This window comes from Streptomyces lavendofoliae, assembly GCF_014649735.1.
GTDB classification, from domain to species: domain Bacteria; phylum Actinomycetota; class Actinomycetes; order Streptomycetales; family Streptomycetaceae; genus Streptomyces; species Streptomyces lavendofoliae.
Window position 1 is genome coordinate 117,872 of the sequence record NZ_BMTP01000001.1, and the last position, 12,389, is coordinate 130,260.

The 12,389-nt window shown below is 73.3% G+C and carries 12 protein-coding genes; 4 read left to right on the forward strand and 8 right to left on the reverse strand.

Going from position 1 to position 12,389, the window contains the following annotated elements; genetic code table 11:
- Positions 1-7: 7 nt before the first annotated feature.
- On the reverse strand, positions 8-871 hold the full coding sequence (gene panB / locus IE109_RS00620; protein WP_189548403.1) for a 3-methyl-2-oxobutanoate hydroxymethyltransferase: 864 nt from the start codon (positions 869-871) through the stop codon (positions 8-10).
- Positions 872-1,207: 336 nt separating this feature from the next.
- Between panB and IE109_RS00625 the strand changes: the two genes are divergently transcribed.
- A complete protein-coding gene (locus IE109_RS00625; protein WP_189548404.1) occupies positions 1,208-2,233 on the forward strand; it encodes an endonuclease/exonuclease/phosphatase family protein in 1,026 nt (341 codons plus the stop codon).
- A 194-nt stretch (positions 2,234-2,427) separates the two neighbouring features.
- The gene (locus tag IE109_RS00630; RefSeq protein ID WP_189548405.1) at positions 2,428-3,654 is read left to right on the forward strand and encodes an MFS transporter; all 1,227 of its coding nucleotides are present in this window, start codon (positions 2,428-2,430) and stop codon (positions 3,652-3,654) included.
- Here IE109_RS00630 and IE109_RS00635 read toward each other — a convergent pair.
- Entirely contained in the window at positions 3,620-5,380 is a 1,761-nt protein-coding gene (locus tag IE109_RS00635; protein WP_189548406.1) for an NAD+ synthase, read from the reverse strand. The genes IE109_RS00630 and IE109_RS00635 overlap by 35 nt on opposite strands.
- Positions 5,381-5,485: 105 nt before the next feature.
- On the opposite strand from IE109_RS00635, the gene IE109_RS00640 reads away from it, so the two are divergent.
- Entirely contained in the window at positions 5,486-6,322 is an 837-nt protein-coding gene (locus tag IE109_RS00640; RefSeq protein ID WP_189548407.1) for an alpha/beta fold hydrolase, read from the forward strand.
- Between the two features lie 99 nt (positions 6,323-6,421).
- Here IE109_RS00640 and IE109_RS00645 read toward each other — a convergent pair whose 3' ends face one another.
- The 5 genes from IE109_RS00645 to IE109_RS00665 all read right to left on the reverse strand — a co-directional run bounded on the left by IE109_RS00645 (position 6,422) and on the right by IE109_RS00665 (position 9,997).
- Positions 6,422-6,844 (reverse strand): CBS domain-containing protein, encoded by a 423-nt coding sequence (locus IE109_RS00645; RefSeq protein WP_189548408.1) that lies wholly within the window; start codon positions 6,842-6,844, stop codon positions 6,422-6,424.
- A gap of 242 nt (positions 6,845-7,086) precedes the next feature.
- On the reverse strand, positions 7,087-7,719 hold the full coding sequence (locus IE109_RS00650) for a DUF305 domain-containing protein (RefSeq protein ID WP_189548409.1): 633 nt from the start codon (positions 7,717-7,719) through the stop codon (positions 7,087-7,089).
- Positions 7,716-8,366, reverse strand: coding sequence for a thioredoxin-like domain-containing protein (locus IE109_RS00655; protein WP_189548410.1), 651 nt, complete (start codon positions 8,364-8,366; stop codon positions 7,716-7,718). Before IE109_RS00655 ends, IE109_RS00650 begins: the two co-directional genes overlap by 4 nt.
- A 64-nt stretch (positions 8,367-8,430) precedes the next feature.
- Positions 8,431-8,886 (reverse strand): hypothetical protein, encoded by a 456-nt coding sequence (locus IE109_RS00660; RefSeq protein WP_189548411.1) that lies wholly within the window; start codon positions 8,884-8,886, stop codon positions 8,431-8,433.
- Between the two features lie 31 nt (positions 8,887-8,917).
- On the reverse strand, positions 8,918-9,997 hold the full coding sequence (locus IE109_RS00665; protein WP_189548412.1) for a PP2C family protein-serine/threonine phosphatase: 1,080 nt from the start codon (positions 9,995-9,997) through the stop codon (positions 8,918-8,920).
- A 119-nt stretch (positions 9,998-10,116) separates the two neighbouring features.
- Here IE109_RS00665 and glnA2 point away from each other — a divergent pair, with 119 nt between their 5' ends.
- Positions 10,117-11,478 carry a gamma-glutamylpolyamine synthetase GlnA2 gene (gene glnA2, locus IE109_RS00670; protein ID WP_064070183.1) on the forward strand — a complete coding sequence of 454 codons (1,362 nt, stop codon included), beginning with the start codon at positions 10,117-10,119 and terminating at the stop codon, positions 11,476-11,478.
- Between the two features lie 74 nt (positions 11,479-11,552).
- Here the strand turns inward: glnA2 and IE109_RS00675 are convergent, their stop codons facing one another.
- Complete coding sequence (locus tag IE109_RS00675) at positions 11,553-12,338, reverse strand: alpha/beta fold hydrolase (RefSeq protein ID WP_189548413.1); 786 nt, start codon at positions 12,336-12,338, stop codon at positions 11,553-11,555.
- Positions 12,339-12,389: the final 51 nt, after the last annotated feature.

Consider the following 12,389-nt stretch of genomic DNA (forward strand, 5'->3'; position numbering starts at 1 on the left):
GGAGTGGCTAGTGGAAGGTGTGCTCCTCCTGCGGGAACGTTCCGCCGACCACCTCGCCGGCGAACGCGCGCGCCGCGTCACCGAGCGTCTGCCGGAGGTCCGCGTACTGCTTGGTGAACCGCGGCACCTTGCCGCCGGTCAGGCCGGCCATGTCGGTCCACACCAGGACCTGCGCGTCGGTGTCGGGGCCCGCGCCGATGCCGATGGTCGGGATGTGCAGGGACCGCGTGACCTCGGCGGCCAGTTCGGCCGGGACGAGCTCCAGCACCACCGCGAAGGCGCCCGCGTCCTGCGCGGCCTTGGCGTCGCGCAGCAGCCGGTGCGCGGCCTCGTCGCCGCGGCCCTGCACGCGGTAGCCCATGGTGTTGACGGACTGCGGGGTCAGGCCCAGGTGCGACATCACCGGGATGCCGGCCTGGACCAGCATCTCGGTCTGCGGCAGCGAGCGCTCGCCGCCCTCCAGCTTGACCGCGCCGACGCCCGCCTCCTTGACCAGGCGGGTCGCCGAGCGCAGGGCCTGCACGGGGCCCTCCTGGTACGAGCCGAACGGCAGGTCGCCGACGACCAGGGCACGCCGGGTGCCCCGTACGACGGCGGCGGACAGCAGGGCCATCTCGTCCATCGTGACGGGCACGGTGGTGTCGTAGCCGAGGTGGCAGTTGCCCATCGAGTCGCCGACCAGGATCACCGGGATGCCGGCCTCGTCGAAGACGGAGGCGGTCATCGCGTCGTAGGCGGTGAGCATCGGCCACTTCTCGCCGCGCTCCTTGGCGCCGGCGAGGTCGAGCACGGTGATGCGGCGGGTTCCCTTGCCGCCGTACAGCGCCTTGGCGCTGTCGGCGGGCTGCTTCGGGGCAGCCTGAAGCGTCATGTGAAACGGCTCCTTCGTCATCTCGAGGCGCCCTCACGGCGTCCCCGGACCGCATCCATGGTGGCACTTCGTGCCGGGTGGGGGGAAGTGGGTGCACGGCCATCCGCGACGGCGTGCCGGGTGGGCGGCCGGTGTACGGCGGGCGAGCGGCGGGTGGACGGCCACCGGGCCCGTTTGTGCGCGTTCTGTCACAGCCCGCCCCGGGGCCGTGACCCCAGGAACCCGCCGCGGCGCCTCTTCGTCCTCGTGGCAGTACGGCCGTCCCGTGATCCCCTAGGGTCGGACGGGGCGGGACGTACGACGGAGCACGACGAGCAAGGCAGTGAGGACGGCGGCATGGCGCGGGTGGACGTGACGGAGACGGGGAACGGCGGCGCGCGGGAGCAGCGGCGCACCGGATCCCGGGTCCGGTCGGTGCTCGACCGCTGGCGCGACGATCCCGGTGTCTGGCGCCGGGGCACGCTCCTCGCGGTGTGCGCCGTGCTCCTCGCGCTGCTGATGGTCTTCCACGCGCAGATCCCGAACAAGATCGGCAATCTGGGCAGCCTGACGGAGACGTTCCTGCCGTGGCTCGGGGTCTTCGTCCCGGTGATCGTCGTGGCCGCGGTGGTGCGGCGTTCGGCCACCGCGCTGGTCGCCGCCCTGTTGCCGGGGGTGCTCTGGCTCAACTTCTTCGGCGGGCTGGTCACCGACAAGTCGGGCGCCGGCGGCGACCTCATGGTCGTCTCGCACAACGTCAACGCTGACAACCCGGACCCCGAGGGGACGGCCCGCCGGATCGCCGGGTCGGGGGCGGACGTGGTGGCCCTGGAGGAGCTCAAGCCCGGCATGGTCCCGGTGTACGAGCGGGCGCTCGCGGACACCTACCCGTACCACTCGGTGCAGGGCACGGTGGGCCTGTGGAGCAAGCACCCGATGGGCGACAGCCGGCCCGTGGACATCCGGCTGGGCTGGACGCGGGCGATGCGGGCCACCGTCACCGCGCCGCAGGGCGAGGTCGCCGTCTACGTCGCCCACCTGCCGTCGGTGCGGGTCAAGCTGAACGCCGGGTTCACCGCCAACCAGCGTGACGACAGCGCCGACGCGCTGGGCGAGGCGATCGTCCGCGAGGACCTGGACAAGGTGATCCTGCTCGGGGACCTCAACGGCACGATGAACGACCGGTCGCTGAACGCCGTCACCTCCCAGATGCGCTCCACGCAGGGGGCGGCCGGGGACGGCATGGGCTTCAGCTGGCCGGCCGCCTTCCCGCTGGCGCGGATCGACCAGATCATGGTGAAGGGCGTCGAGCCGGTGGCGTCGTGGACGCTTCCGGCGACGGACAGCGACCACCTGCCGATCGCGGCGCGCGTCACGCTCTGACCGGACCGGCGCGCGTCGCGCTCCGACCCCGGACCGGCGCGCGTCACGCTCCGGCCCGGACCGGCGCGCGTCACGCTCCGGCCCCCGGTTCCGACACGGGGCGGCAATTCTCCGTTCACTCCGGGGAACAAGCGACGTGAGACCCTTTGTTCCGATAGGGAACTTAACCTCGCGTTCGTGAAAGGCACTGCCCCATGCCCCTGGCGTTGCTCGCCCTGGCCATAGCCGCCTTCGGCATCGGCACCACCGAGTTCGTGATGATGGGCCTGCTGCCCAACGTCGCGGACGACCTGCACACCTCCGTCCCCACCGCCGGGTACCTGGTCTCGGCGTACGCGATCGGCGTCGTCGTCGGCGCCCCGCTGCTCACCGCCCTCGGCTCCCGCGTCCCGCGGAAGCGGATGCTCCTGCTGCTGATGGCGCTCTTCACCGTCGGCAACCTCGCCTCCGCCCTCGCGCCCGGCTTCGGCACCCTCGTCGCCGCGCGCGTCCTGGCCGGACTGCCGCACGGCGCGTTCTTCGGCGTCGGCGCGGTCGTCGCCGCCCGCCTGGTGCGCGAGGGCAGGCAGGCGCGCGCGGTCGCCACGATGTTCCTCGGCCTGACCGTCGCCAACATCGTGGGCGTCCCCGCCGCGACCCTGCTCGGCCAGCACCTCGGCTGGCGCGCCACCTTCCTGGTGGTCACGGCGATCGGCCTGGCCGCCATGGCCGCGCTCGCCCGGCTCGTCCCGTACGTGCCCCTCGACGGGCGCCAAAGCCTCGGCCGCGAGCTGCGGGCGCTGGGCGACCGGCAGGTGCTGCTCGGACTGCTGACGGCCGTCTTCGGCTTCGCCGGCGTCTTCGCCGTCTACGCGTACCTCGCCTCGATGACCACCGAGGTGATGGGCTTCGGCGAGTCGGCCGTCACTCTGGTCCTCGCCCTCTTCGGTATCGGGATGACCCTCGGCGCCCTGGTCGCGGGCCCGCTCACGGACCGGGCGCTGCGGCCCACGCTGTACGGGTCGCTCGCCGCGCTCGCGCTCGTCCTGGTCGCGTTCCGCCTCACCATGCACGTGCAGTGGGCCGCCCTGGTCCTGGTGGTCCTGCTCGGCGCGGTCGGCTTCATGACCACCACCCCGCTCCAGATGCTGGTCATGGAGAAGGCCCGGCACGCCCCCACCCTGGCCTCCGCCTCCAACCACTCGGCGTTCAACCTCGCCAACGCGGGCGGCGCCTGGCTCGGCGGCGCGGCCATCGCCGCCGGCCAAGGCTGGACCTCGCCGACGCTGGTCGGCGCGGCCCTGGCGGTGGTGGGCCTGGCGGTCGCCGTCACGGCCGGGCTCCTGGACCGTACGCCGAAGGGGGCCTCCCGGGTCGTCGCGGGAAGCCCCCTCACCGGGCGGAGCGTCAGTTCGCCGTCGTCTCGCGCCAGCGGTTCGTGATCGGCAGGCGCCGGTCCTTGCCGAAGCCCTTGGCCGAGATCTTGGTGCCCGGCGGGTACTGGCGCCGCTTGTACTCCGCCGTGTCCACCAGCCGCAGCGTCCGCGTCACCAGCTCGTCGTCGAAGCCGGCGGCGACGATCGCGTCCTTGCCCTGGTCGCGGTCGACGTACAGCTCCAGGATCCGGTCCAGGACGTCGTAGTCCGGCAGCGAGTCGGTGTCGACCTGGCCGGGGCGCAGCTCGGCGCTCGGCGGCTTGGAGATGGAGCTCTCCGGGATCGGCGGGGTCTGGCCCCGCTCCCCGGCCGCCCGGTTGCGCCAGCGCGCGAGGCGGAAGACCGTCGTCTTGTACACGTCCTTGATCGGCCCGTACGCGCCGACCGAGTCGCCGTACAGCGTCGAGTAGCCCACCGCCAGCTCGGACTTGTTGCCCGGCGCCAGCACGATGTGGCCCTCCTGGTTGGAGATCGCCATCAGCATCGTGCCGCGCAGCCGCGACTGGAGGTTCTCCTCCGCGAGCCCCGTCAGACCGAGCGAGCCCATGTACGCGTCGAACATCGGCTCGATCGGCACGGTGCGGAAGTTCAGGCCCGTGCGGCGGGCCAGCTCCGCCGCGTCGCCCTTGGAGTGGTCGGAGCTGTACTTCGAGGGCATCGACACGCCGTACACGTTCTGCGCGCCCAGCGCGTCGCAGGCGATCGCCGCGACCAGCGCCGAGTCGATGCCGCCGGACAGACCGATCAGCACCGAGCGGAAACCGTTCTTCGCGGCGTACGCGCGAAGGCCCACCACCAGCGCGGTGTAGACCTCCTCGTCGTCGTCCAGCCGCTCCGCGTACCCCCCGGTCAGCTCCGGCTCGTACGCCGGCAGCGGCTCCTCGGACAGGACCACCCGCTGGATGGTCAGCCCGTCGTCCACCACGCCGGTCGGCGCGTCGGCGGAGGCGGCCGGCAGGTCGAGGTCCAGCACCACGCTGCCCTCGGCGAACTGCGGCGCCCGCGCGACGACCTCGCCGTCCTTGTCCACCACGATCGAGTCGCCGTCGAAGACCAGCTCGTCCTGACCGCCGATCATCGCCAGGTACGCGAGGGTGCACCCGGCCTCCTGGGCGCGCTTGCGCACCAGCTCCAGGCGGACGTCGTCCTTGTTCCGCTCGTACGGCGAGGCGTTGATCGACACCAGCAGACCGGCGTGCGCGCTGCGGGCGGCCGGGACGCGACCGCCCTCCTGCCACAGGTCCTCGCAGATGGCGAGCGCGACGTCGACCCCGCGGACCCGGACGACCGGCAGCGTGTCACCGGGCACGAAGTACCGGAACTCGTCGAAGACCCCGTAGTTCGGCAGGTGGTGCTTGGCGAACGTCAGCACCACCTCACCGCCGTACAGCACCGCGGCGGCGTTCCGCGGCGCGCCGGCGGGCTGGCCGTACCGGGGCTGGGCCTTCTCCGAGCGGTCCAGGTAGCCGACGATCACCGGGAGCTCCCCGAAGCCCTCCTCGGCGAGCCGCGCGGCCAGCGCCCGCAGCGCGGCGCGGGACGCCTCGACGAAGGACGACCGCAGGGCCAGGTCCTCGACGGGGTAGCCGGTCAGCACCATCTCGGGGAACGCGACCAGGTGCGCTCCCTGCTCGGCGGAGTGCCGGGTCCAGTGGACGACCGCCTCGGCGTTCGCGGCGAGATCGCCGACGGTCGAGTCGATCTGATTCAGGGCGAGACGTAGTTGAGGCACCCGGCCAGTGTAATCGTCAGAGCGACGCGATGCCCCTGAGGGTGTGCCGCACACCCGGCGTGACAGGCTGGCGCCCGGAGCACCGGACCGGCGAGGGGGACACCGATGGGCTGCGCGCGGCCGGAGTTCGTACGCGTCGGGGCCGTGCCCCACCATGTGGTCGTCGAGGGCGCCGGCCCGGTCTGCGTGCTCAGCGCCGGGCTCGCCATGAGCTGGTTCGACTGGAACCCCGTCGTCCCCCTGCTGGCCCCCCACCGCACGGTCGTCCGCTTCGACCGGCCAGGCCACGGCCTGAGCGGTCCCGCCGCCGCGGCGCCGACCGCGGCCGGCGAGGCGCACCGGATCGCCGGCCTCCTCGACGCGCTCGGGCTCCCGGGGCCCGCGACCGTCGTCGGCCACTCCATCGCCGCGTTCCACGCCGAGGCGTTCGCCCGGCTCCACCCCGGGCGCACCGCCGGTGTCGTCCTGGTCGACGCATCCGTCGAGGAGCGCGCCCGGGTGCCCGCCGCCCCCGCCGTCCGCACCGCCCTCGCGCACGCCGCCGCCACCGCGCTCTCGGCCACCGGGGCGCCCGCCGCGCTCGGTCCGCCCACCCGGCGCGCCGCCGTCCGCCTCCTGCGCCCGGGCCGCGCCCCGGACCCCGCCCCCGCCGCGCTGGTGCGCCGCTGCTACGCGACCTCCCGGGTGCTGCGGGGCGCCCTGCTGGAGAACGCCCACTACCGGGCCGTCGCCGCCGGGCTCCTCGCCCTGCGCGCGGTCCGGCCCCTCCCGCCGGGCGCCCCGGTCACCGTGCTCGCCGCGCCCGCGTCGCCGCGGTGGACGGCCCGCCAGCGGGCCCTCGCCGGCCTGCTCGGCGGCCGGTTCCGCTCCGTCCCCGGCACGGGCCACCTGATGATGCTGGACGCCCCGGAGGTCCTCGCCGCCGAGATCCTCGCCCAGTAGCCCCGCCCGCGGGCGCGCGGGACCCGGCGCACGGGACGTGGGAGGGGCGCGACGCGCAGAAACGCGTCACGCCCCTGGCACACCGGGAGGGAACCCGGGTCAGCGCCGGTGCTCGTAGACCTTCTCCGCCCAGCCGGCGACCTGCGCGTCCGACAGGTGGCGGGCCAGGTCGGCCTCGCTGATCATGCCCACCAGCCGCTTGTTCTCGATGACCGGGATCCGGCGGATCCGGTGGTTCTTCATCTCGCGCAGCACGTCCTCCACGTCCGCGTTCGCCTCGATCCAGCGCGGCGTGCCCTTCGCCATGTCACCCGCCGTGACCCGCGAGGGGTCGTGGCCCTGGGCCACACAGCCGACGACGATGTCGCGGTCGGTGAGGATGCCGCAGAGCCGCTCGTTCTCGTCCGCGATGGGCAGCGCGCCCACATCGAGGTCGCGCATCATCTGCGCGGCCCGGTCGAGGGTCTCGTGTGCGGGGAGCCACTCGGCTCCGGGGTGCATGATGTCCTTGGCGGTGGTCATGGGGTTCGTTGCCTCCGGAAAACGCCATAGAGCGCCGTACGTCGGTCCCCGAGCGCCTCCATTCTCATCGCGCCCCCGCCACCCCGCGACCGCTGGGCCGCCGTCCGGCCCCGGCGCCGCCGGACGGGCCGCCCCGGCGCGCCGTCCCGGACGGGCCGCCCGGCGCCGCGGGCCGCCCGCCCGGGACGACGTACGGCCGCCCCGGGCGTCCCGGGGCGGCCGTACGGCACGGGCGGCGGCCCCTACGGCGTGGCGCCGCGCGCCTTCAGCAGGTCGGCCATCAGCAGGATCTCCGACTCCTGGGCGTCGACCATCCCCTGCGCCAGGTCCCGCTCCACGCCGGGCCGGCACGCGTCGACGCAGCCACGCGCCATGTGCACCCCGCCCTTGTGGTGCTCGGTCATCAGCCGCAGGTACAGGATCTCCGCCTGCCTGCCGGTCGCCGCCCGCAGCCGGTCCAGCTCGGCCGCCGTGGCCATGCCCGGCATCAGAGCCCCGGAGTGACCCGAGCCGTGGGACGGCATGCCCATCCAGGCCATCGGCTCGACGCCCGGCGCCACCTTCGGCAGCCCCCACATGTCGAGCCAGCCCAGCATCATGCCGCGCTGGTTCGCCTGGGTGTTGGCGATGTCGTACGCCAGCCGGCGCACCTCCTCGTCCTTCGTGCGGTCCCGCACGATGAACGACATCTCCACCGCCTGCTGGTGGTGCACCGACATGTCCCGCGCGAACCCGGCGTCCGCCGAGTCCGCCGCCGGCGCGGCGGTGGTGTCACCGGCCGCCTTCCCGGGCCCCGCCGACGCGACCGTCGCCGCACCGGCGAAGAGCAGCGCGAGCACCACCGCGGTGACCGCCGCCCACTGCGTACGCGTCACTGCGGGTCCAGCCCGTTGGTGCACGCCGCCCCCGGCTCGGGCGTCTGCGGGCCCTGCACGTACTTGCTGAAGAAGGCGTCCACCCGCGGGTCGTCGGCCCCGTCGACGGTGACCTGCTTGCCCCACGCGCTCAGCATGATCGCGCCCGCCTGCTCCTTGACCGGGCTCATGAAGGAGTACGAGGTCTTGCCTACCTTCTCCTCCAGCTTCTTCACGTCACCGGCGGGCGCCTTGTCGTTGTACGTCACCCACACCGCGCCGTGCTCCAGCGAGTGCACGGCGTTCCGCTCGGGAACGGGCTTCTTGTAGACGTCCCGGTCGCAGTTCAGCCACACCTGGTCGTGGTCGCCGCCGACCGGGGGCTTCATCGGGTACGTCACGGGCTTGGTGACGTGGTTGCGGCCCAGCTTCTTGGCGTCCCAGGACTTCTCGTCCGTGATGGGCGCCTTGGCCGCCGCCTGCCGCTGCTCCTGCTCCTCGTTCTCCTTGTTCAGCACGTACCCGCCGAAGCCGACCAGGCCGGCGACGACGAGGGCGCTGACGGAGATGGTGATGACGCGGTTGCGGCGCTCGCGGGCCTGCTCCGCGCGCCGCATCTGCTCTATTCGGGCGCGGCGGTCGGCGGTGGACGATCGGTTGGCAGCCATGGTGGTCTTCCTTCGTGGGGGAGTGGCGGTGGTGTGGTCGCTTCTCGGAACTGCGGCGGGCCGCCTAGGTCCGCAGCACCTGGAGGACGTGGAGGTCCGGCGCGCGCGGTCGCGCCCCGGCGGCGGTGGGCGGGCCGGCCCGGCGGTCCGGCCCCACCCGCGCGGTGTCGCCCGCCTGGGGCGGCGGGTCGAGGGGCGGGGCGGTGAGGACGGCGGGGGTCAGGTACGGGAAGAGCCCGCAGTCGCCGCGGTCGTACGGACACGCGTACCTGACGACCGTGTGCCCGGCGCCCATAGGCCCGTCAGCCGTGTGCCGGACCGCCGTGTGCCGGACCGCCGTGTGGCCGCCGGACGTGTGCCCGGCCGCCACCGCCCGCGGGTGGCCGCCGCTCCGGGCGTCCGCGGTGCCGTGCGGGGCGCCGTGCGGGGCGAGGCAGACGAAGAGCACGGCGAGCAGCGCCGCCACGGCGCCGGCCGGCGCCATGGGACGCGTGATGCGTATGAGCCCGTGGCCCCCCATGGGCGCTGATGGTAATGCGCGGACCGCCCGGTCAGCCACGGTCCTCGGACGTACTGAGCGCCAGCAGCGCCACGTCGTCGGCCACCTCGCCCGCGTACGACGACAGATCCCGCCACACCCTGCGCACCAGCTCCACCGGGGAGACGGGCCACCCGCCGGCCCGCAACCGGTCCGCCAGCGGATAGAAGGCGCCCGTGGCGTCCCGGGCCTCGGTCACCCCGTCGGTGTGCGCCAGCAGCACGTCACCCGGCCGCAACGGCACCGGCACCGCCTCCGGCGCCCGGAACTCCGCCAGCCCCAGCCCCAGCGGAGCACCCGGCGCGAGCCGCACCTCCCGCGTGCCGTCGCCGTCGACCACCAGCGGCGCCGGGTGGCCGCAGCTGAGCACCCGCACGGCCGTGCCGTCCGGCGGGAACTCGACCAGCACCGCCGTGGCGAACACCTCCGCCTCCCCCCGCCCCGACGAGTCCACCACCAGCCGCCGGTCCAGCCGCGCCGCCACCCCCGCCAGCTCCGCCTCGTCGAGCACCGCCTCCCGGAACGTCCCGAGCAGCGCCGACACCGTTCCGACCGCGGCCAGCCCGTGGCCCTTGACATCGGCGACGATCGCCCGCACCCCGAACGGCCCGTCCTGCACGTCGTACAGATCGCCGCCCACCAGCGTGCCCCGCTCCGCCGCCCGGTAGAGGGCGCCGCACCGCACCGGACCCACTCGCTCCGGCATCGGCGGCAGCACGGCCAGCTGGGCCGCCTCCGCGACCGTCCGCACCGACACCAGCTGCGCGTCCCGCCGCACCCGTACCCCGGACAGCACCACGCTCACCGCGCCGATCAGCCCGAACGCCAGCAGATCGCCGTAGCTGACGTCGTCGGCGCGGATCGAGGGCATCAGCAGCAGCACGAACATGGCGCCCGCCACCATGGCGGTGCCGAACATCCCGTACAGGAGCGTCGTCAGGGGCGGGACCACGGCGAACGCGAAGCCGAGCTGCACGCTGCGGGGCGTGGTCAGCTGGACGACGACCAGCAGCGCCATCGTCAGCCACGGCAGCAGGCGCAGCCAGACCGGAGGTCTGCCGGCGCCGGGCAGCTGCTGTGCGCCACGGTCCATGGGACCAGTCTGCGAGGCCGCCGTTACCTGCGCCACAGAGCTCCATGCACTATGGGTTCGCAACGTGCACGAAACCGTGTGGTGGCATGCTGGCCTGATCAGCGAGGATGGGTGTGGAAATGGACAAGCAGCAGGAATTCGTACTCCGTACGCTCGAGGAGCGCGACATCCGGTTCGTGCGCCTGTGGTTCACGGACGTGCTCGGCTTCCTGAAGTCCGTCGCCGTGGCCCCCGCCGAGCTGGAGCAGGCCTTCGACGAGGGCATCGGCTTCGACGGCTCGGCGATCGAGGGCTTCGCCCGGGTGTACGAGTCGGACATGATCGCCAAGCCCGACCCGGGGACCTTCCAGATCCTCCCGTGGCGGGCGGAGGCGCCGGGGACGGCCCGGATGTTCTGCGACATCCTCATGCCGGACGGCTCGCCGTCCTTCGCGGACCCCCGTTACGTCCTCAAGCGGATCCTCGCCAAGACCTCCGACCTCGGGTTCACCTTCTACACCCACCCCGAGATCGAGTTCTTCCTGCTGAAGGACAAGCCGCTGGACGGCTCGCGCCCCACCCCGGCGGACAACTCCGGGTACTTCGACCACACCCCCCAGAACGTCGGCATGGACTTCCGCCGCCAGGCGATCACCATGCTCGAATCGATGGGCATCTCGGTCGAGTTCAGCCACCACGAGGGCGCCCCCGGCCAGCAGGAGATCGACCTCCGCTACGCCGACGCCCTGTCGACCGCCGACAACATCATGACGTTCCGCCTGGTGATGAAGCAGGTCGCGCTGGAGCAGGGCGTGCAGGCCACCTTCATGCCGAAGCCCTTCTCGGAGTACCCCGGCTCCGGCATGCACACCCACCTGTCGCTCTTCGAGGGCGACCGCAACGCCTTCTACGAGTCGGGCGCCGAGTACCAGCTGTCGAAGGTGGGGCGCTCCTTCATCGCCGGCCTGCTGCGCCACGCGGCGGAGATCTCGGCCGTCACCAACCAGTGGGTCAACTCCTACAAGCGCATCTGGGGCGGCTCCACCCGCACCGCCGGCTCGGGCGGCGAGGCCCCCTCGTACATCTGCTGGGGCCACAACAACCGCTCCGCCCTGATCCGCGTCCCCATGTACAAGCCGGGCAAGACGGGCTCGGCCCGTGTGGAGGTCCGCTCCATCGACTCCGGCGCCAACCCGTACCTGACGTACGCGGTCCTGCTGGCGGCCGGTCTCAAGGGCATCGAGGAGGGCTACGAACTCCCCGCCGGCGCGGACGACGACGTGTGGGCCCTCTCCGACGCGGAACGCCGCGCCATGGGCATCGAGCCGCTCCCGCAGAACCTGGGCGAGGCGATCTCCCTGATGGAGCGCAGCGAGCTGGTCGCCGAGACCCTCGGCGAGCACGTCTTCGACTTCTTCCTGCGCAACAAGAAGCAGGAGTGGGAGGAGTACCGCAGCGAGGTCACGGCGTTCGAGCTGCGGAAGAACCTGCCGGTGCTGTAACCCCAGGTCAGTCCCGCTTCGCGGTCGCACGCCACTCCGGGCCGACGGTCACCGACCGCCGGCCCGGAGCCGTGTCAGCGGGCGAGGAACGGGCCCAGGGCCGACAGGAGTTCGGCGGGCGCGTCCAGGGCGACGAGGTGGGCCGACGCGGGGAACTCGACCAGGGCGGCACCGGGGATCTCGGCGGCGTACCGGCGGGCGATGTCCTGGAAGTCGGCCGTGTCGAGCCGGCCGACCCCCACCAGTACGGGCGCGGTGATCGAGGCGAGGTCGCCGGTCGCGGGGCCCTGGGAGTGCTCGCCCACGGCCTCCTGGTTCTCCAGCGACGTCCGCAGCGGACCGCGCAACTCCTCGGCCAGGGACGGATCGACGTCCTTCCAACCGCGCGCCGGACCGCGCAGCCACATGTCCAGGTTCACGCGCACGGCCTCGTCGAGGTCGCCCGCGGCCAGTGCCGCCGTCTCGGCCTCGTCGTACGCGATCATGTCGGCGGACCAGGGGTACCTCGGCCACGGTGGGGACAGCACCACCAGGGAGTGGACCCGCTCCGGGTGGGTGAGCGTGAAGTCCACGGCCACCCGGCCGCCCCAGGAGGCGCCGACGAGCCGGACGCGCTCGTGGCCGAGGTGGTCCAGCAGGCGGCGCAGGTCGTCCGTCTCGCGGAACGGGCCGGTCGGCGGGGCGGACTCGCCGAAGCCGCGCAGGTCGTACCGGACGACCGTGTGCCGTTCGGCGAGCGCGGGCACGACCGCGTCCCACATCCGGTGGTCGGCGACGCCGGCGTGCACCAGGACGAGGGGCGGTCCGTCGCCGGTGACGGTGTACGAGAGGTGGCCGAGGTCGTCGGCGAGAAGAGGCATCCGACAGATGATGGCAGGGCTGCCCGGCCGGGGCGACCGACTTGACCATGG

Excerpts from the sequence above, each read along its gene's own strand:
- glnA2 (WP_064070183.1), top strand. The coding sequence starts at position 10,117 with ATGGACAAGCAGCAGGAATTCGTACTCCGTACGCTCGAGGAGCGCGAC.
- panB (WP_189548403.1), bottom strand. The coding sequence starts at position 871 with ATGACGCTTCAGGCTGCCCCGAAGCAGCCCGCCGACAGCGCCAAGGCG.
- IE109_RS00655 (WP_189548410.1), bottom strand. The coding sequence starts at position 8,366 with ATGGCTGCCAACCGATCGTCCACCGCCGACCGCCGCGCCCGAATAGAG.
- IE109_RS00625 (WP_189548404.1), top strand. The coding sequence starts at position 1,208 with ATGGCGCGGGTGGACGTGACGGAGACGGGGAACGGCGGCGCGCGGGAG.
- IE109_RS00675 (WP_189548413.1), bottom strand. The coding sequence starts at position 12,338 with ATGCCTCTTCTCGCCGACGACCTCGGCCACCTCTCGTACACCGTCACC.
- IE109_RS00665 (WP_189548412.1), bottom strand. The coding sequence starts at position 9,997 with ATGGACCGTGGCGCACAGCAGCTGCCCGGCGCCGGCAGACCTCCGGTC.
- IE109_RS00630 (WP_189548405.1), top strand. The coding sequence starts at position 2,428 with ATGCCCCTGGCGTTGCTCGCCCTGGCCATAGCCGCCTTCGGCATCGGC.
- IE109_RS00645 (WP_189548408.1), bottom strand. The coding sequence starts at position 6,844 with ATGACCACCGCCAAGGACATCATGCACCCCGGAGCCGAGTGGCTCCCC.
- IE109_RS00640 (WP_189548407.1), top strand. The coding sequence starts at position 5,486 with ATGGGCTGCGCGCGGCCGGAGTTCGTACGCGTCGGGGCCGTGCCCCAC.
- IE109_RS00660 (WP_189548411.1), bottom strand. The coding sequence starts at position 8,886 with ATGGGGGGCCACGGGCTCATACGCATCACGCGTCCCATGGCGCCGGCC.